The sequence below is a fragment of the Sphaerisporangium corydalis genome, from assembly GCF_025506355.1.
Taxonomy (GTDB): domain Bacteria; phylum Actinomycetota; class Actinomycetes; order Streptosporangiales; family Streptosporangiaceae; genus Sphaerisporangium; species Sphaerisporangium corydalis.
Window position 1 is genome coordinate 1 of the sequence record NZ_JANZYP010000095.1, and the last position, 18,923, is coordinate 18,923.

Genomic DNA, 18,923 nt, shown 5'->3' on the forward strand with positions numbered 1-18,923 from the left:
CACACTGTTGAGTTCTCAAGAAACGGACGCGTACACCATCACCCGAACCCGCAAGGATTCAAGACTCCGGGGCTTCCATCTCGTATGCCCTCATCCTACAAGGTCCGCTTGACCAGGAGCAAACCGCGCCTTTGCAGGCACTTGACTTCCAACCCGGCAAACCATCTAGAATTCGAACCACCCCGTTTCCAGGGCAACTCCACTAACTTACCTGATGTGGTCAGCAGCGTCAAACTCCGACACGGCAACCCAAACCAAGGTGAGTCTTTGGGAGTACAGGGAACCTGACCTCTCCTGGAACCAGGAGACTCCGTTCGGATCGAGCGGAGTGCCGCGTTGCCCTGCGAGAAGAACTCTAGCACCGGCAAGACCGTGCCATGAACATCTTGGGTCGATCAACTGTCATTCCCGCGCCGCGCACCCTCAAACCTCCGATGTCGGAGCCGTACACGCGAAAACGCGAGAGCCCGCGGCCACACCGGCCGCGGGCTCTCTGACCTGCGTCTCAGCCGGCCGGAAGGGCATCGAGCTGCGCCCGCAGCCGGGCGATGTCGGCGTCCGCCTGCGCCGCCTTCCCCCGGACCTTGGTCACGACGTCCTCCGGGGCCTTGGACATGAACTGCTCGTTCCCCAGCTTCGCGGTCGCCTGGGCCGCCTCCTTGCGGGCGGCGGCCAGATCCTTCTCCATGCGCTTCCGCTCGGCCGCGACGTCGATCGCCCCGGCCGTGTCGATCTCGATGACGGCCGAGCCCACGGCCAGCCGTGCCGTCGCCACGAACGACTCCGCGGGGGTGTCCAGCCGCAGCAGGACCCGGATGGCGGGCTCGTGGGCGGCCAGAGCGGTGCCGTCGAGCGCGAGCTTCGCCGCGACCTTCTGACCGGGCTTGAGCCCCTGGTCGGAGCGGAAGCGGCGGACTTCGGTGACGAGGTCCCGCAGGGCAAGGATCTCCCCCTCGGCGGCGGGGTCGGCGACGCCGAGGACGGCCGGCCACGACGCCACGGTGATGGACGGCCCTCCGGTGAGCGCCCGCCAGAGTTCCTCGCTGACGAACGGCACGAGCGGGTGGAGCAGCCGGAGCAGGGAGTCGAACACATGGCCCAGCACCCGCCGGGTGCGGTCGGCCACCTCGCCGCCCGAGGCGATCTGGATCTTGGCCAGCTCGACGTACCAGTCGCAGACCTCGTCCCATGCGAAGTGGTAGAGCTGGTCGGAGATCTTGGCGAACTCGAAGTCGTCGTAGGCGGCGTCGACCGCGCCGACGACCGAGTCCAGGCGCGACAGGATCCACCGGTCGGCCACCGTCAGATCGCCCGGGCCGGGCAGCGTCTCCGCCACCGTCGCGCCGTTCATCAGCGCGAACCGCGTGGCGTTCCAGATCTTGTTGCAGAAGTTGCGCGAGCCGGCGGCCCAGTCGTCGCTGATCGCGACGTCGGAACCCGGGCCGGCCCCCCGCAGCAGCGTGAAGCGGGTGGCGTCGGCGCCGTAGCGGGAGATCCAGTCGAGCGGGTCGACGACGTTGCCCGACGACTTCGACATCTTCTTGCCGTACTGGTCGCGCACCATGCCGTGCAGGGACACGGTCTGGAACGGCGGCGTGCCGTCCATGGCGTACAGCCCGAACATCATCATGCGGGCGACCCAGAAGAACAGGATGTCGTACCCGGTGACCAGCACCGTCGTGGGGTAGAAGCGTTCGAGCTCGGGCGTCCTGTCCGGCCAGCCGAGGGTGGAGAACGGCCATAGGGCCGAGGAGAACCAGGTGTCGAGGACGTCGGAGTCCTGCGTGTACCCGGCCGGGGGCTCCTCGCCGGCGCCCACGCACACGACCTCGCCCTCCGGGCCGTACCAGACCGGGATGCGGTGACCCCACCACAGCTGGCGGGAGATGCACCAGTCGTGCATGTCGTCGACCCAGTCGAAGTAGCGCTTGGCCAGCTCCGGCGGGTGGATGCGGGTGCTGCCGTCGCGGACCGCGTCGCCGGCGGCCTTCGCCAGGGGCTGGACGTTCACGAACCACTGCAGGGACAGGCGCGGCTCGACCACGGTCTTGCAGCGCGAGCAGTGGCCGACGGCGTGGACGTAGGGGCGCTTCTCGGCGACGACGCGTCCCTCGGCCCGCAGGGCCGCGACCACCGCGGGCCTGGCCTCGAAGCGGTCGAGCCCTTCGAAGGGACCGTGGGCGGTGATGACGCCGCGCTCGTCCATGACGGCGAGCGAGGGCAGCCCGTGGCGCCGGCCGATCTCGAAGTCGTTGGGGTCGTGCGCCGGGGTGACCTTGACCGCGCCGGTGCCGAACGCGGGGTCGACGTGCTCGTCGGCCACGATCGGGATGAGCCGCCCGGTGAGCGGCACCTCCACGGAGGTGCCCACCAGGTGGGCGTAGCGCTCGTCGGCGGGGTGGACGGCCACGGCCGTGTCCCCGAGCATCGTCTCGGCGCGGGTGGTCGCGACCACGATGGCCGAGTCGCCCTCGCCGTACCGGATGGAGACGAGCTCGCCGTCGTCGTCGGTGTGGTCGACCTCGATGTCGGACAGGGCGGTGAGACAGCGGGGGCACCAGTTGATGATGCGCTCGGCGCGATAGATGAGCCCGTCGTCGAAGAGCCGCTTGAAGATCGTCTGAACGGCTCGGGAGAGCCCCTCGTCCATGGTGAACCGCTCGCGCGTCCAGTCGACGCTGTCGCCGAGCTTGGCCATCTGGCCGAGGATGCGGCCGCCCGACTCCTCCTTCCACTGCCACACGCGCTCGACGAACGCCTCGCGGCCGAGGTCGTGGCGCGACAGGCCCTCCTTGGCCAGCTCGCGCTCGACGACGTTCTGCGTGGCGATGCCGGCGTGGTCCATGCCGGGGAGCCAGAGCGTCTCGAATCCGCGCATCCGCGCGCGCCTGCTGAGCGCGTCCTGAAGGGAGTGGTCGAGGGCGTGGCCGATATGGAGGACACCGGTGACATTGGGGGGCGGCAGCACGATGGTGTGAGGCTCGCGGTCGCTGCCTACATCCGCCGTGAAGTAGCCTTCCGCGACCCAGCGCTCGTAGCTCCGGGTTTCGACGTCAGCGGGTGCGTACTGGGTTGGCAGCTCAGGCGTTGTCACACTCCCCAAGTGTAGAGACGCCGACACCTTGCCCGGGCCCGGTAATCACGACTGCCCCAACCCGATATGCGGGCATGCGATGGCCCGTAATACGCCTCCGGCGCACCGGGGCGCACGTCCCGTCACGTTCCGTAACGCCTAGGGTCTGCCCGTAACATCCCGGTAGTTTCGCGGCGCACGGCGGCCGTGCCCGAAAAGCGTGATCGCGGGCGGCCACCGGCCGTCCGCGATCATGTGTGGGTCCAGGGACCGCCCGGTCAGGCGGACTTCTCCCTCGGGGTCCGCTGCTGCTTGGCGTTGAGCTGGTCGCGCGGCACCAGGGTCGGGTTGACGTGCTCCAGCACCGACTCCCTGGTGATGACGACGCGCGCCACATCCTGGCGGGAAGGCACTTCGTACATCACCGACAGGAGGACCTCCTCCATGATGGCGCGCAGCCCCCGGGCTCCGGTGCCACGCAGGATCGCCTGGTCGGCGATGGCCTCCAGCGCGTCGTCGGTGAACTCCAGCTCGACGTTGTCGAGCTCGAAGAGCCGGCGGTACTGCTTGACCAGAGCGTTCCTCGGCTCGGTGAGGATCTGGATGAGCGCCTCGCGGTCGAGGTTGTGCACGCTGGTGATGACCGGGAGACGTCCGACGAACTCGGGGATCATGCCGAACTTCAGCAGGTCCTCCGGCATGACGTCGGCGAAGATGTCGGCCGCGTCGATCTCGTCCTTGGAGTGGATGATCGCGTTGAAGCCGATGCCCTTCTTGCCGATGCGCGACTCGATGATCTTCTCGAGCCCGGCGAAGGCACCACCGCAGATGAACAGCACGTTGGTGGTGTCGATCTGGATGAACTCCTGGTGGGGATGCTTGCGACCCCCCTGGGGCGGGACCGAGGCGGTCGTGCCTTCGAGGATCTTCAGCAGTGCCTGTTGCACGCCCTCGCCCGACACGTCGCGGGTGATCGAGGGGTTCTCGCTCTTGCGGGCGATCTTGTCGACCTCGTCGATGTAGATGATGCCCGTCTCGGCCTTCTTGACGTCGTAGTCAGCGGCCTGGATCAGCTTGAGCAGGATGTTCTCGACGTCCTCGCCGACGTAGCCCGCCTCGGTGAGCGCCGTGGCGTCAGCGATGGCGAAGGGCACGTTCAGCATCTTCGCGAGAGTCTGCGCGAGCAGGGTCTTGCCCGAACCGGTCGGGCCGAGCAACAGAATGTTGGACTTCGCCAGCTCCAGGCCGTCGTCGCGGCCGCGTTCGCCGGACTGCACCCGCTTATAGTGGTTGTACACCGCCACCGAGAGCGCCTTCTTCGCCTGGTCCTGACCGATGACGTAGGCGTCGAGGAACTCGTAGATCTCTCTCGGCTTGGGGAGACTGTCCCACTTGAGCTCGGAGGACTCCGAGAGCTCCTCTTCGATGATCTCGTTGCAGAGATCGATGCACTCATCGCAGATGTAGACGCCTGGTCCGGCGATGAGCTTCTTGACTTGCTTCTGGCTCTTCCCGCAGAACGAGCACTTCAGCAGGTCTCCGCCGTCGCCGATGCGTGCCACCCCAGATACTCCTTTGCGTGGGACCGCCTGCTCCGCGATCCGAATCTTGCGGACTCGGTCCGAAAAGTCATCCCGCTCAGGTTTCGACGTTACCGTCTTCTGGGCCCTCAGTGCGCCCCCTAGCGGTGAGTCGCACCGGAACGTGCCCAATTGGGCACCGTTCCGGTGCGATCCGCGTCCTCAGGAAGCCACGGCTTGAGCGCGTTTCTTCCGTGAGGGGATGATGTCGTCGATCAGGCCGTAGTCCTTGGCCTCGTCGGCGTTGAGGATCTTGTCGCGCTCGATGTCGCGGCGGACCTCTTCCGGTGCCTTGCCCGAATGCCGGGCGACGATCTCCTCCAGAAGCGAACGCATCCGGAGGATCTCGCGCGCCTGGATCTCGATGTCGCTGCCCTGGCCGCCGCCCTCGGTGGAGGGCTGGTGGATCAGGACACGGGCGTTCGGCAGCGCGAAACGCTTGCCCGGAGTGCCACCGGCCAGCAGCACGGCCGCGGCGGAGGCCGCCTGGCCGAGACACACGGTCTGGATCTCCGGACGGACGAACTGCATCGTGTCGTAGATCGCCGTCATCGCGGTGAACGAGCCACCGGGCGAGTTGATGTAGATGCTGATGTCACGATCTGGATCAAGTGACTCCAGCGTCAGCAGCTGGGCCATCACATCGTTCGCCGACGCGTCGTCGATCTGCACCCCGAGGAAGATGATGCGATCCTCGAAGAGCTTGTTGTAAGGGTTCATCTCCTTGACGCCGTACGTGGTGCGTTCGACGAACGAAGGGATGATGTAGCGGCCGTTGATGTCCCCCGGCCGGATCAGATCATTCACGGATTGCCCCTTCAGGAGACGGCGCCCTCAGAGGGCACCTGCCGGGCGCTGCGCACGACATGGTCGATGAAGCCGTATTCCTTGGCCTCCTCGGCCGTGAACCAGCGGTCCCGGTCGGAGTCCTTCTCGATCTGGTCGATCGGCTGGCTGGTGTGGTACGCGATGCGCTCCGCCAGGGTCTTCTTGACGTACAGCATCTGCTCGGCCTGGATCGCGATGTCGGCGGCCGTGCCGCCGATGCCGCCGGAGGGCTGGTGCATCATGATGCGGGCGTGCGGCAGCGCGTAACGCTTGCCCTTCTCCCCCGCGCAGAGCAGGAACTGCCCCATCGAGGCCGCGAGGCCCATGGCGACCGTGCAGACGTCGTTCGGCACATACTCCATCATGTCGTAAATCGCCATGCCAGCCGTCACCGAACCGCCGGGCGAGTTGATGTAGAGCCAGATGTCCCGGTTGGCGTCGTCGGCGGCCAGCAGGAGGAGCTCGGCGCAGATCCGGTTGGCGACCTCGTCGTCCACCTGGGTGCCGAGCACCACGATGCGCTCACGCAGCAGACGGTTGTAAAGCTGGTCCTCGAGCCGGAACGAGCCGTTCTCACGGCCACGCGACTCCGGCCCGAAGCTCGTGGGCTGGTATGAGGTCGGCGGGCTGGTCACAGCGTCACCTTCCGATGCGTCGTAATCGATGGGCTTTGCTTGTGACCTTAACGCGCGGCACCGACCGGTCAGTCCCCGTCTTCGCGCTGTTCGCTGACGGCGCAGGTGGCTAGGGGCTCAGTGGGGGCCCGACGCGCGGCGGCGATCCTCCAGGTCAAGCTCGTGGCCGAGGTGCCGTTGCGTCTCGGCGCTGATCTCGCCCTGGGAGTAAAGCTCGTCCAGTTTCTCCCGCTGGGCCCGGGCCAGTTCCTTGCGCAGCCACCGGGTCTCTGAGGGTCCCGATTCCCCGTCGTCCTCCTGGTCGTCGTCCAGGATCGCGCGCACCCGGTCGAGGCGGAGCTGGAGGAGCTGGCGGAACACGTCGGCCATGCGGTCGTCGACCTTTCCGTCGGCGCCGAGCCTGTCGAGCCTGGCGAGGGCCGCCTCCATGGTGGCCTCCCGGGCGGTGGCCTCCTCGATGACCTCCTTCTCGGACTCGCCCAGCCCGAGACGCCGCAGCAGCGGGGTCAGCGTGGTGGCCTGCCCGAGCAGGGTCACGACGACCACGACGGCGGCCAGGAAGATCAGCAGCGGCCGGTTCGGCACCTTCAGGGGGATCGAGAGGGCGACGGCGAGGGTGATCGCGCCGCGCATCCCCGCCCAGCCCATCACCAGCCGCGCGGCCCCGCCGACCCGGTCGAAGGACAGGTGCTTGCCCGGGAGCCACTTGGCCAGCGGGAACACCACCATCGTCCACAGCAGCCTGAGCAGCACGATGACCGCGATGACGACCAGGGCGGTCCAGGCCAGCGAGAGGGCCGAGTACTCCGAGACGCCGGCGATCACCTGGCGGATCTCCAGGCCGAGCAGGACGAAGAGGCTGGACTCCAGCAGGAAGACCAGGACGTCCCAGAACGCCTTGCCGGTGACGCGGGAGGCCGGCTGGAGCAGGCCGCTGGCGCGCATGCCGAGGTAGAAGCCGGTGGTGATGGTGGCGAGCACCCCGGAGAGCCCGAAATGCTCCGCCGGGAGGTAGGCGAGGAAGGGCGTGATCAGCGAGACCACGATCTGCGCGCCGCCGTCCTTGATCCAGAGGCGGAGCCGGGCCACGGCCCATCCCACCGCCAGGCCGTACACCACGCCGCCCGCCACCACCCGGACCATCAGCAGCGCCCCGTCGGCGGCCGTGACCGGCTCCGAGAGCGCGGTGAGGGCCAGTCCGAACAGGGTGAGGGCCACGGCGTCGTTGACGAGGCTCTCGCCCTCCAGGATCGTCACCAGGCGCCGCGGGGCGCCAAGGCGCTGCATGATGGACGTCGCCGCGACGGGGTCGGTCGGCGACACGGCGGCGCCGAGGGCCAGGGCGACCGGCCAGCCCACCTGGGGCACGGTGAGGTGCACGGCCAGCGTGACGGCGAGGGCGGTCACGCAGGTGAGGCCGAAGGCCAGCACCGAGATCGGGACCGCGTCCTCCTTGGTCTCGCGGGGCGCGGTGAGGAAGGCGGTGCGGTAGACCAGCAGGGGGAGGTAGAGGTTGAGGATCACCTCCGGCGCGACGACGGCCTTCGACATGCCCGGCAGCAGGCTCGCGCCGACCCCGAGGAGCACCAGCGGGATCGCGGGCGGGAGGCCGAAACGCCGCGCCAGCCCCCGTCCGACCAGCATGATCACCGCGATGGCCACGCCGATGATGAGGTAGTCCTCGATCATCTACCCCCCTGGTCGCCGTCCTGCACAGTCGGGAAGTGCCCCCCATCCAGCAAGAATCACCACTAATGTCACTTAAGTAGGCAGGGGCGGCCCAAAACGGAGACAACGATGCCCCCGCCGCGCTCGCGGCGGGGGCATCGTCAGGAATGCTCACGGCCCTGTCACAGGGCCCGGATCACCCAGGGACGCGCGTGCTCACTCGGCCGCCGCGGCGGCGGCCTGCTCCGCCTCTTCGGCCTCGTTGAGCTCGGCGTAGATGGCCTTGAGGTCGACCTCGTTGCCCGCCTCGTCGGTCACCTTGACGGCATCGCCGATGACGGTCTTGGCCTTGTCACGGACGATCTCGACCATGGCCAGCGTGAGCTGGTCGTTGTCGGCGAGGTGCTGGGCCAGGGTGTTCGGGGCGACGCCGAGCTGCATGGCGCGCCGCACCACGAAGTTGGTCAGCTCCTGCTCGTTGACCCCGAGGTCCTCGCGCTTGACGATCTTGTCGAGCAGGAAGCCGGTCTTGATCGCCTTGCGGGAGTTCTCGTCGAACTCGGCGAAACGCTCTTCCTCGGTGGTCTGGTAGAGCCGGAAGAACGCCTCGCGGCTCAGGCCGCTCTCGCCGATCTGGTGCTCAAGGTTGTGCTTGCGGGCGTCCAGCTCGGCGTTCAGCGCGCTGTCGGGCAGCGGGATGTCGAGGTTGTCGAGCAGGGTCGCCAGCGCGTTCTCGCGGGCCTGCACGACCTGGTCGACGAGCTTGTTGCGGCGGGCCTGCTCGCGGATGCTGGCACGCAGCTCCTCCAGCGTGTCGAACTCGCTGGCCAGGCCGGCGAACTCGTCGTCCAGCTCGGGGAGGACCTTCTCCTTGACGTTCTTGACGTTGATCGTGACGTCGGCTTCCTCGCCGGCGTTCTCGCCGCCGACCAGGGTGGTGGTGAAGGTCTTCTCGTCGCCCGCGCTCATGCCGACCAGGGCGTCGTCGAGGCCTTCGAGCACCGAGCCGGCGCCCACCTCGTAGGAGACGTCGGAGGCCTGCTGCTCCTCGACGTTCTTGCCGTCGATGGTCGCGGAGAGGTCCATCACGACGTAGTCGCCGTTGCCGGCGGCGCGTTCGACGCCGGTCAGCGTCGCGAACCGCTGGCGCAGCGCGTCGATCTGGGTGTCGATGTCCTCGTCGGAGACCTCGGACGAGGGGACGGTCACCTCAAGGCCCTCGTAGGCCGGGATGTCGAAGGCCGGGCGGACGTCCACCTCCGCGGTGAACTCCACCTCCTTGCCGTCGTCGATCTTGGTGACCTCGATCTCGGGCTGGCTCACCGGGAAGACGTCGCTCTCGTCCACGGCCTGGCCGTACAGCTTCGGCAGGGCGTCGTTGAGGGTCTCTTCCAGGACCACCGCGCGGCCGAAGCGCTGCTCGATGATGCGGGCGGGAACCTTGCCGGGGCGGAAGCCGGGCACGCGCACCTGCTGCGCGACCTTCTTGTACGCCGCCTGCATGCTCGTCTCGAGCTCCTCGAACGGCACCTCGACGGTGAGCCTCACCCGGGTCGGGCTGAGCTCCTCGACAGCGGTCTTCACGGGGTGGTCTCCTTGATCAAGCTTCTGGTGATCGCGGGCGCGTCATCCGGTACGGCTACCGCGACATGTTCGCGCGCCGCGCCCACATGGGCGGCTCAGTGCACAGGCCGACGGGCACGCTATCTGGGCGTGCTCGATTGTGGCGGGTGTCCAGCGCCGCATGCCAGTCTAGGGCAGGCGGGCACCTTAGACGTCATCGACAGGCGTCAGAATCTGTCAGAGATGATCTTCTGCAGGATGTCGACCGTCGCGTCGGGGGTGGTGCTGACGGCGCACAGCCGTTCCATCACCTCGCTGTAACGGTCCACCTCCTCGCGTTTGTCCAGGTAGAGCGCGCTGGCCAGCTGCTCGACGTAGACCACGTCGGGAAGCTCGCTGTCCTCGAAGCGCAGGATGCTGTACGCACCGCCCTCGGCGCTGTGCCCGCCGAAACTGAAGGGCATGACCTGAATCGTGATGTTCGGCAGCCGCATGACCTCGAGCAGATGTTCCACCTGGCCGCGCATGACGTCGGCGCCGCCGATCGGCCGGCGCAGCGCGGCCTCGTCGATCACCGCCCAGAAGATGGGCCCGTCGGCGCGGTCGAGGACGCGCTGGCGCTCGACCCGCAGGTCGACGCGGCGCGCGATCTCGGCGGGCCCGACGCCCGCGGCGCCCGCGGTGATCACGGCCCGGGCGTACTCCTTGGTCTGCAGCAGGCCGGGGATGAACTGCACCTCGTACGTGCGGATGCGCGAGGCGGCCTCCTCCAGGCCGACGTAGGCCTGGAACCAAGAGGGCAGGAGGTCGTTGAAGCGGTGCCACCAGCCGGGCTCGTTCGCCCGGTCCAGGAGTTCCATCACGGCGGTGCGCGCCTGGCCGTCCGCGACGCCGTAAAGGGTGAGCAGGTCCGCGACATCGCGTTCCTTGAATCCGACCCGTCCCAGCTCCATCCTGCTGATCTTGGATTCGGAACCTCGGATCAGATGGCCGGCGTCTTCTCGGGAAATGCCCTTTTGTTCACGAAGGCGGCGCAACTGGGACCCCAAGAGGATACGGAGAGCCGTGGGTCCGGATCCAGGCTGGAACGGCGTCATTCGGCCTCCTTCTCTACTCAGGCCAGCCAACACAGTGTCACCACTTCCGGCCCCCGTGACAAGGTCTGGTCCACGCGTCGCCGACACGGGTCGCGTCCGCCCTGCCGAGACGTCGCATCCGCCCTGGTTCATGCGTCTGCACGGCGCACATGCACGTGCATTTGGGTCTTGCACCGAGCCTCAATACTGACCCATGATGGCCTAGTGCATATTGGGTTAAAGGTGCACTAACTCGTAAAAGAGACGACAGGCTGCGGAGACTCACAATGACAGCGGGAGGTATCAGCAGGATGCTGGAGCCCGTATCCGCGGCCCGTTGCCTCGAAGCGACCCGCGAAGTGGGATTCCAAAGGCTTTTGCGGTCGAGCGGCCGCGATGACGCCACCACCTGCCCGCTGCGCCCCCAGGCCGATTCCGTCAAAACGGCCCGCGACGTCACCCGGACCACATTGCGGCAATGGGGGCTTCCGGAACTCGGCGACGACGTGTCGCTCGTGGTCTCCGAACTGGTCACCAACGCCGTCCGCTACGCGAGCTACTCGGTGCGGCACTTCGACGAGCATCCCATCACGCTGATGCTCCTGCGCCTCGCCCCGCACGTGCTGCTCGCGGTCTCCGACCCGAGCGACGAGGCACCGAAGCCCAAGGAGCCGGACTTCGTGTCCGAGAACGGGCGCGGGCTGTACATCGTCGAGACCTACAGCAAGTGCTGGGGCTGGGACGCGCTCGACGAGGGCGGCAAGGCCGTCTGGGCGCTGTTCCGCGCCGAACGCTGAACGGGTACCTCAGAAACGACCCGCCGAACCCCTTTTCGGGGGGTCGGAGAGCGGTGTGTCGGGGTGACCGGATTTGAACCGATGATCTCCTGCACCCAAAGCAGGCGCGCTACCAAGCTGCGCTACACCCCGGAACGTCCGGCCACTCGCGCACTCGGATTCTCCGGTACGCTTACGTCCTGACGACCGGATGAAGTCTAGACCAGACTGCGACCGGCTCGCGCGGACGTAGCTCAATGGTAGAGCCCCAGTCTTCCAAACTGGCTACGCGGGTTCGATTCCCGTCGTCCGCTCCACCGCGAAGGCCCAGGTAGAGGACTCGTCCTCGGCCCGGGCCTCAGTTGTTTCCCGGCCCATTTCCCATGTATCTCCCGTGCCGCGCCCGCCACCGCGCCCTGTTTCCGGCGGGGTGGCACGGGATGGAACAGGATGTCACGCCTCCTGGGAGGGGGGCCGGCCACCTGATGTGCCCGCCGGAAGCCCGTGCGGCCCGCCCACGGGACGCCCGCGCCGAGGACCCCCCGCATTCGAGCAGTGGACATCGGAGGGGATTCCTCGTGTGGGTGCGCAACCGTTCGGCAGGGCAGGACGCAGGGCGGCGTGACGGGAAGTGGGTGCGGGCCGCCGCGGCGGGGCTGGTCGTGGGCGCGCTGGTGAGCGGGTGCTCGCAGGCGCCGACGCAGTTCACCGGCCGCGCGGGGGCGCCCGCGGCGCCGAAGGGGCCGGAGCGGCCGGCGTTCGCCTCCGACCTCGGCCGCGTCTGCGGCGACGGCCTCGGCTTCCCCGGCCTGCCCGCCTACCGGCGCGCGTCCAAGACGGTCCACCCCGCCGTGCTGATGGGCCGGTCCAAGGACCTCTGGTCGCAGACCTCGCCCTCGGACGGCGACTTCCCGCGCGGCTGGATCCTCGGGTACGCCGACGACGTGGAGCAGACGCAGTTGGTGGTGTGCTACGAGCGCACCGGCACCGCACCGGCGGGGAAGGTCTGCCAGATGGAGGACAGCAAGACCCACAAGCCGCTGTCGGTGACGATGTACAACACCACCTACCGGGTGCGCGTGCTGGAGGGCCGCACCGGCAGGGCGCTGTACGCGCACAAGGGACGGGCCGCGTCCACCACCTGCCCGCTCCTGACGTACATCTCGCAGGGCAGCGACCCGACGAAGTACTACACCGAGGCGCGCCCGGCGGACTACCGCAAGTACATCAAGCGCTTCATCATGGCCTGACTGAACAGCCGATCCACGGCCTGGGCACGACGCTTCCGAGTAAGATCCCGTGCAAGTGATCGTCAAAGATCTTGCAAGCAACGACGGATACCACTGGACCCGTAAGCCCGAGAAAAGTGCGACCAGGCCGGGACCCCATTCACGATCCAGCAGATGGGACGGATCCCGCTCGGCGACGCCGTTGGAGCGGGGAGAAAGCTGTGATTGGGGTTCGGATCGCGGAACCGGAGCCGATCGTGGGGAGCCGGGACGTCGAGTCCTGGCTCTCGGCGGGAGAGCGCGCGTTGTACACCCAAGGCGACCTGAACGCCGCCCGCCGCTGCTACGACAACGCCTACCGCGAGGCGGAGCGCCAGGGTGACTCCTATGGGATCGCCGAGGCGGCGCTCGGACTCGGTGGCCTGTGGGTGCACGAGCACCGCACGGCCGCCGACGCCGCGATGGTACGGGCACGTCAGCGCCACGCCCTCACCCTGATCGACCCCCGGTCCTCGCTGTCCCTGCGGCTGCGCGCCCGGCTGGCCGGCGAGGAGGACTACCGCGCCGGCGGCCACGGCGCGATCATGGCGATGCTGACCGAGGCACGGCAGGCCGGGCATTCGGTGGCGCTGGCCGAGACGCTGAGCATGGCCCACCACTGCGTCCTCGGGCCCGGGCACGGGGCGATCCGGCTGGAACTGGCCCAGGAGCTGATCGGCGAGGCCTCGCGGACGGGCCGGCGCGGCGATCTGCTGATGGGCCTGCTGTGGCGCACCAGCGACCTCTTCCTCACCGCCGACCCGCACGCCGAGCGCTCGCTCGAAGAGCTGCGCGAACTGCTCGCCGAGGAGGACCACCTGGCGGTCGGGTTCGTCGTGGACGCCCTCAAGGTCATGCTGCTCGTGCGGGCCGGCCGGTTCGACCAGGCGGAGGCGCTCGCCGGGGTGTGCGCCGAGCGCGGCACGGCGGCGGGCGACGCGGACGCCATCGGCTGGTACGGGGGCCAGCTCGGCGGGATCCGCTGGTACCAGGGCCGGGTGTCGGAGCTGGTGCCGCTGCTGTCGGACCTGGTGAACTCGCCGACCCTCAGCGCGGTCGACAACTCCTACTTCGCGGGCCTGGCGGTCGCCGCGGCCTCAGCGGGCGAACGGCGCCTGGCGGTGGCGACGCTGGCCCGCCTGCGGGGTCAGGACCTGGCCGACCTGCCCCGGTCGAGCAGCTGGCTGACCTCGATGTACGGCATCGTGGAGGCGGCCCACCTCCTGGAGGACGCCGACACCGCGGCCCAGGCCTACGACCTGCTCCTGCCGTACGCGGGGCTCCCGATGCTCGCCAGCCTCGGGGTGACGTGCTTCGGGTCGGTCCACCACGGCCTCGGGGTGGCCTCGCTGACCACCGGCGACATCGACCGGGCCGTGGACCACCTGCGCTCCGCCATCCACGACAACCTCGCGCTCGGCCACTGGCCGGCCCTCGTACTGTCCCGGATGCGGCTCGGCCAGACGCTGGCGCTCCGGCACGGGCCGCGCGACCCCGAGTCCAGGCGGGAGCTGACGCTCGCGGCGCAGGAGGCGACCCGGCTGGGCATGACGTTGCCGGCCGCGGTCCGTCCCAAGGACCGCCAGGCGAGGCCCGGCCGGCGGGCGCCGGTGGTGGACTTCGCCCGTCGCGGCCGGCAGTGGCGCGTCGAGCTGGACGGGCGCACCGCGCTCGTGGACCACAGCGTCGGGATGCGGCACCTGGCCACGCTGCTCGCCAACCCCGGGCGGGAGATCCCCGCCGCCGACCTGGTGGCGGGCCTCGGGCTTCCCGGCGACGAGAAGGCCAGGTCCGCCCAGCCGGTGCTGGACGACGAGGCGAGGCGCAAGTACAAGCAGCGGCTGGCGGAGCTGCGCGAGGAGATCGACGAGCTGGAGCGCTCGGGCGGCTCGGAGCGGGCCGAGGCCCTGCGTGCCGAACGCGACTGGCTGATCGCCGAGCTGGCCGCCGCCACCGGCATGGGCGGCCGTCCCCGCCGGTTCGCCGACAGCGACGAGCGGGCACGGATCGCCGTGGGGAAGGCCATCCGGCGGGCGCTGGACCGCATCACCGAGGCCGACCCGGTCATCGGCGAGGAGCTGCGCGCCACCGTCCAGACGGGTCTGCGGTGCTGCTACCGGCCCCTATGACGGCCAAGCGATCCGGACGGTCGTCGGGAACCGCCCAGGTCATGACGGTAATGCGCGCGCCAGGCGTACGGCAGGACAGATCTCGGCGGTGGCCGTGTCAGCGGGATATCCCCTGGGCAGGGGGAGGCCATGGGGGAACAGGAAGAGTTCGACGTCATCGTCGTGGGCCTCGGCCCGGGCGGTGAGAAGGTCGCCAAGCACCTGCTGGGGGCGGGGCTGGCCGTCGCGGGGGTGGAGGCCAATCTGGTGGGCGGCGAGTGCCCCTACTGGGGATGCGTCCCGTCCAAGATGATGATCCGGGCGGCCGACCTGCTGGCCGAGGGACGCCGGATCCCGGGCATGGCGGGCGCCTCCACCGTCACCGCCGACTGGGCCCCGGTGGCCAGGCGGATCCGGGAGGAGGCCACCGACGACTGGAACGACAAGGCCGCCGCGGACCGGTTCACCGGCGCGGGCGGCACCCTGGTGCGTGGGCGGGGCAGGCTCACCGGGCCCAAGGAGGTCACGGTCGACGGCTCGCGCGTGCTGCGCGCCCGCCGCGGCGTGGTGTTCGCCACCGGCTCCCAGGCCGCCGTGCCGCCCATCGCCGGGCTGGCGGGCACGCCGTACTGGACCAACCACGAGGTGATCGAGGCCGACCAGGTGCCGGAGTCGCTGATCGTGCTCGGCGGCGGGGCGATCGGCTGCGAGCTGGCCCAGGTCTTCGGCCGGTTCGGCGCCCAGGTCACGCTGATCGAGGGCGCCGGGCGGCTGCTGCCCGGCGAGGAGCCGGAGGCGGGCGAGCTGCTCGCGAAGGTCCTCGCCGGCGAGGGCGTCACCGTGCGCGTCGGCGCCGAGGTCACGCGGGTGGACCACCACGGGGCGGCGTTCACCGTGATGACCGGCGACGGCAGCCACCGAGCCGAGCGGCTGCTGATCGCGGCCGGGCGCCGCGTCGACCTCGCCGCGCTCGGTGTGGGCGCCATCGGGCTGGACGAGTCCGCGCCCGCGATCGGCGTGGACGATCGCATGAGGGTGGCCGACGGCGTGTGGGCGGTCGGCGACGTGACGGGGAAGGGCGCCTTCACGCACGTGTCGATGTACCAGGCCACGGTCGCGCTCTCCGACATCCTGGGCGAGGGGGACGAACGGGCCGCCTACCACGCCGTACCAAGGGTGACCTTCACCGACCCGGAGGTGGCCGCCGTCGGGATGACCGAGCGGCGGGCGGGCGAGGCGGGCATCGCCGTGCGCACGGCGGTCGGCGACGTCGCCTCCTCCGCGCGGGGCTGGATCCACCGCGCGGAAGGCTTCGTCAAGCTGGTCGCCGACGAGCGCGTCCTGGTCGGGGCGACGGTCGCGGCGCCGAACGCGGGCGAGATCCTGGGCCTGCTGACGCTCGCCGTGCACTCCCGGGTGCCGGTCGCGGAGCTGAAGCGGATGATCTACGCGTACCCGGCGTTCCACGGGGCGATCGAGGAGACCCTGGCCGAGTTCGGCTGATCCCGTCCCGCCCCGCTCGTACGGGATCGCGGCCACCGTCCTCCTGACGGGATCTTCCGCTCGGGTTAACGTCGGTTCGACGACGCGGGAGGGGCATGATGACGATGGACATACGCGAGGCCTACCGGCGGGCCCTGGACCACTTCGGCACGCGGGTGCACCAGGTGCGGGCCGGGCAGTGGCGGCTGCCCACCGCCTGTGCGGACTGGGACGTGCACACCTTGGTCGACCATCTGGTGGGCGAGAGCCTGTGGGCGCCCGAGCTGCTCGCGGGCCGTACGGTGGCGGAGGTCGGCGACCGGTTCGAGGGCGACCTGCTCGGGGACGACCCGGTGAAGGCGTTCGACGTGGCGGCGGCCGGAGCGATCCGCGCCTGCGAGCCGGACGAGGTGCTCACCCGGACGGTGCACCTGTCGTTCGGCGATGTCCCCGGCGAGGAGTACATCACCGAGCTGTTCGCGGACACGCTGATCCACACCTGGGACCTGGCGACCGCGATCGGCGTGGACGACCGCCTCGACCCGGAGCTGGTGCTGGTGTGCGCGAACTGGTTCGCCGGCGCCGAGGAGGCCTACCGGCAGGCTGGGGTGATAGGAGATCGCCTGCCTCTGCCCGAGGACGCCGATCCGCAGACCCGTCTGCTGGCGGCCTGGGGCCGAGGCGGTACGAGGATGTAGCGCGGCCGCGGCCGGCGTCCGTCGTTCAGCGTGATACCGGCCGCTTGCCGTGGTTGGCCTTCTTCTTCTTGCGGGCCCGGCCCTTACGCGCGCGTCTCGCCATCTCACGGCCCCTTTCCGTCACGTCTCGTCCATCCACAGTGCTCCGGAGGCGGGGGCCCGGCAAGGCCCAAACGGACCCTGGCTGTTCATCATCTTCAAACATTGGATTAGTACGAACATGTGATAATTTGTTGAAATCTGTTGAAGAGGAGAAGTGATGCTGGCCCAGCAACGGCAGCAGGCCATCCTCGAGCGCGTTCGCAGGAACGGCGCGGCCCGGGTCGCCGACCTGGTACGCGAGCTCGGGGTGTCGGACATGACGATCCGCCGCGACCTCGAGGTCCTGGCCGAGCGCGGGCTGATCGAGAAGGTGCACGGCGGCGCCACGGCCACCGGCGCCGGTTCCACCGAGGAGCCCGGCTTCGCCGCCAAGTCGGTGCGCCAGCAGCCCGAGAAGGAGGCCATCGCGCGCCGGGCCGCCTCCCTGGTGCGTCCCGGCACCTCCGTCGCGCTGTCGGCCGGCACCACGACGTGGACGCTCGCCCACCACCTCCTCGACGTCCCCGAGCTGACGGTCATCACCAACTCCGTGCAGGTCGCCGACGTCTTCCACCGGTCAGGACGGCCCGACCAGACGGTCGTGCTCACCGGCGGCGTCCGCACGCCGTCCGACGCGCTGGTCGGCCCGGTCGCGGTGGCCGCCATCCGGCGGCTGAACGTGGACACGCTGATGCTGGGCGTCCACGGCATGAACGCGCGGGCGGGCTTCACCACCCCGAACCTGCTGGAGGCCGAGACCGACCGCGAGCTGGTCGGCGCCGCGCAGCAACTCGTCGTCCTCGCCGATCACACCAAGTGGGGCACGGTGGGCATCAGCACGATCGCCAAGCTGGAGGAGGCGCACGTCGTGATCAGCGACGTCGGCCTGCCCGAGGACGCGCGGGCGGCGCTGTCCGACCAGGCCGGCAGCCTGCTGATCACCGACCCCTCCGAGACGGCCCAGGTCGTGGCCCAGTGAAGCGCACCGCCACCCGCCTCGCCGACGGGCGGGAACTGATCTACTTCGACCGTCGCGACGACGCCGACCGCGGCGCGCCCGACACCCGTGACCTGCCCCCGCGCCCTCCGGCGTCCCAGCTGCGCCACGACCCGATCATGGACGAGTGGGTCGCGGTCGCCGGCCACCGGCAGACGCGCACGTTCCTGCCGCCCGCCGACGAGTGCCCCCTGTGCCCCTCGGCGCCCGGCCGGCCGACCGAGATCCCGTCCTCCGAATACGACGTCGCCGTCTTCGAGAACCGCTTCCCGTCCTTCAGCCTCGTCCAGGGCGAGTATGCGCAGGTGGGCGGGCTGAGCGAGGTGCGGGCCGGCGTCGGCCGCTGCGAGGTGGTGTGCTTCACCTCCGAGCACGGATCCTCCTTCGCCGACCTCTCGCCCGACCAGGTGGACCTGGTCCTGCGCGCATGGGCCGACCGCACGGCTGGGCTGTCGGCGCTTCCCGGCGTGGAACAGGTGTTCTGCTTCGAGAACCGCGGCGCCGAGATCGGCATCACGCTGGCCCACCCGCACGGCCAGATCTACGCGTACCCGTACGTCACCCCCCGGACCCGGCAGATGCTCGCCTCGGCCGAGCGGCACCGGGAGCGGACCGGCGGCAACCTGTTCGCCGACGTGCTGGCGGCCGAGCGCAAGGCCGAGACCCGGGTGGTGGCCTCGAACGAGTACTGGACGGCGTTCGTCCCCGCGGCGGCCCGCTGGCCGTTCGAGGTGCACGTCTACCTGAACCGCCAGGTCCCCGACCTCGGCTCGCTGGACGCCGACGAGCGCGCGGCCTTCGCGTCGCTGTACACCGGCCTGCTGCGGAGGCTGGACGGCCTGTTCGGCGTGGCCATGCCGTACGTCGCGGCCTGGCACCAGGCGCCGGTCCGCACGGGGCGCGACCTGTCCTACCTGCACCTCCAGCTCTTCAGCACCCGGCGGGCGGCGAACAAACTGAAGTACATGGCGGGCTCCGAGTCGGCGATGGGCGCGTTCGTGAACGACGTCCCGCCCGAGGAGGCGGCCCGGCTGCTCCGGGAGTAGATCGACCATTAGCCATTTGCCTGGTCGAGTCGCCATGAACAGGG

Annotated in this window: 15 protein-coding genes and 2 tRNA genes; 8 read left to right on the plus strand and 9 right to left on the minus strand. The window is 69.6% G+C overall.

The genetic code is table 11. The features are described 5' to 3' along the window. Positions 1-505: 505 nt before the first annotated feature. From NYZ98_RS38660 to NYZ98_RS38690, 7 genes are all read right to left on the minus strand, one after another. On the minus strand, positions 506-3,103 hold the full coding sequence (locus tag NYZ98_RS38660; RefSeq protein ID WP_262849999.1) for a valine--tRNA ligase: 2,598 nt from the start codon (positions 3,101-3,103) through the stop codon (positions 506-508). Between the two features lie 248 nt (positions 3,104-3,351). After that, entirely contained in the window at positions 3,352-4,635 is a 1,284-nt protein-coding gene (gene clpX / locus NYZ98_RS38665; protein WP_262850001.1) for an ATP-dependent Clp protease ATP-binding subunit ClpX, read from the minus strand. A 180-nt stretch (positions 4,636-4,815) separates the two neighbouring features. Further along, positions 4,816-5,460, minus strand: coding sequence for an ATP-dependent Clp protease proteolytic subunit (locus tag NYZ98_RS38670; protein WP_262850003.1), 645 nt, complete (start codon positions 5,458-5,460; stop codon positions 4,816-4,818). An 11-nt stretch (positions 5,461-5,471) separates the two neighbouring features. Continuing rightward, entirely contained in the window at positions 5,472-6,116 is a 645-nt protein-coding gene (locus tag NYZ98_RS38675; RefSeq protein WP_262850005.1) for a ClpP family protease, read from the minus strand. A gap of 117 nt (positions 6,117-6,233) precedes the next feature. Further along, positions 6,234-7,805 (minus strand): Na+/H+ antiporter, encoded by a 1,572-nt coding sequence (locus NYZ98_RS38680; protein WP_262850007.1) that lies wholly within the window; start codon positions 7,803-7,805, stop codon positions 6,234-6,236. A gap of 195 nt (positions 7,806-8,000) precedes the next feature. Then, positions 8,001-9,368: a trigger factor gene (gene tig, locus NYZ98_RS38685; protein ID WP_262850009.1), complete on the minus strand. Its 1,368-nt coding sequence runs from the start codon at positions 9,366-9,368 to the stop codon at positions 8,001-8,003. A 206-nt stretch (positions 9,369-9,574) separates the two neighbouring features. Beyond that, complete coding sequence (locus tag NYZ98_RS38690; RefSeq protein WP_262850011.1) at positions 9,575-10,444, minus strand: helix-turn-helix domain-containing protein; 870 nt, start codon at positions 10,442-10,444, stop codon at positions 9,575-9,577. A gap of 356 nt (positions 10,445-10,800) precedes the next feature. On the opposite strand from NYZ98_RS38690, the gene NYZ98_RS38695 reads away from it, so the two are divergent. Beyond that, positions 10,801-11,220: an ATP-binding protein gene (locus NYZ98_RS38695; protein ID WP_262850013.1), complete on the plus strand. Its 420-nt coding sequence runs from the start codon at positions 10,801-10,803 to the stop codon at positions 11,218-11,220. A gap of 58 nt (positions 11,221-11,278) precedes the next feature. Here the strand turns inward: NYZ98_RS38695 and NYZ98_RS38700 are convergent. Next, a tRNA-Pro gene (locus NYZ98_RS38700) sits at positions 11,279-11,352 on the minus strand. 90 nt (positions 11,353-11,442) lie between these two features. On the opposite strand from NYZ98_RS38700, the gene NYZ98_RS38705 reads away from it, so the two are divergent. The 5 genes from NYZ98_RS38705 (at position 11,443) to NYZ98_RS38725 (ending at position 16,755) form a co-directional block, all read left to right on the plus strand. Next, positions 11,443-11,516: transfer RNA gene (locus NYZ98_RS38705), tRNA-Gly, on the plus strand. Positions 11,517-11,783: 267 nt separating this feature from the next. Then, positions 11,784-12,449, plus strand: coding sequence for a hypothetical protein (locus NYZ98_RS38710; protein WP_262850015.1), 666 nt, complete (start codon positions 11,784-11,786; stop codon positions 12,447-12,449). 236 nt (positions 12,450-12,685) lie between these two features. Then, positions 12,686-14,596: a hypothetical protein gene (locus NYZ98_RS38715; protein ID WP_262850017.1), complete on the plus strand. Its 1,911-nt coding sequence runs from the start codon at positions 12,686-12,688 to the stop codon at positions 14,594-14,596. 129 nt (positions 14,597-14,725) lie between these two features. Continuing rightward, complete coding sequence (locus NYZ98_RS38720; RefSeq protein ID WP_262850019.1) at positions 14,726-16,078, plus strand: dihydrolipoyl dehydrogenase family protein; 1,353 nt, start codon at positions 14,726-14,728, stop codon at positions 16,076-16,078. Between the two features lie 98 nt (positions 16,079-16,176). Then, on the plus strand, positions 16,177-16,755 hold the full coding sequence (locus tag NYZ98_RS38725; RefSeq protein ID WP_262850021.1) for a TIGR03086 family metal-binding protein: 579 nt from the start codon (positions 16,177-16,179) through the stop codon (positions 16,753-16,755). Positions 16,756-16,780: 25 nt separating this feature from the next. Here the strand turns inward: NYZ98_RS38725 and NYZ98_RS41655 are convergent, their stop codons facing one another. After that, positions 16,781-16,858: a 50S ribosomal protein bL37 gene (locus tag NYZ98_RS41655; protein ID WP_372444553.1), complete on the minus strand. Its 78-nt coding sequence runs from the start codon at positions 16,856-16,858 to the stop codon at positions 16,781-16,783. 156 nt (positions 16,859-17,014) lie between these two features. Here NYZ98_RS41655 and NYZ98_RS38730 point away from each other — a divergent pair, with 156 nt between their 5' ends. Together NYZ98_RS38730 and galT are read left to right on the plus strand one after the other, a co-directional pair. Then, entirely contained in the window at positions 17,015-17,815 is an 801-nt protein-coding gene (locus NYZ98_RS38730; RefSeq protein ID WP_262850023.1) for a DeoR/GlpR family DNA-binding transcription regulator, read from the plus strand. Then, positions 17,812-18,879: a galactose-1-phosphate uridylyltransferase gene (gene galT / locus NYZ98_RS38735; RefSeq protein WP_262850025.1), complete on the plus strand. Its 1,068-nt coding sequence runs from the start codon at positions 17,812-17,814 to the stop codon at positions 18,877-18,879. The genes NYZ98_RS38730 and galT overlap by 4 nt, the downstream gene beginning before the upstream one ends. Positions 18,880-18,923 lie beyond the last annotated feature (44 nt).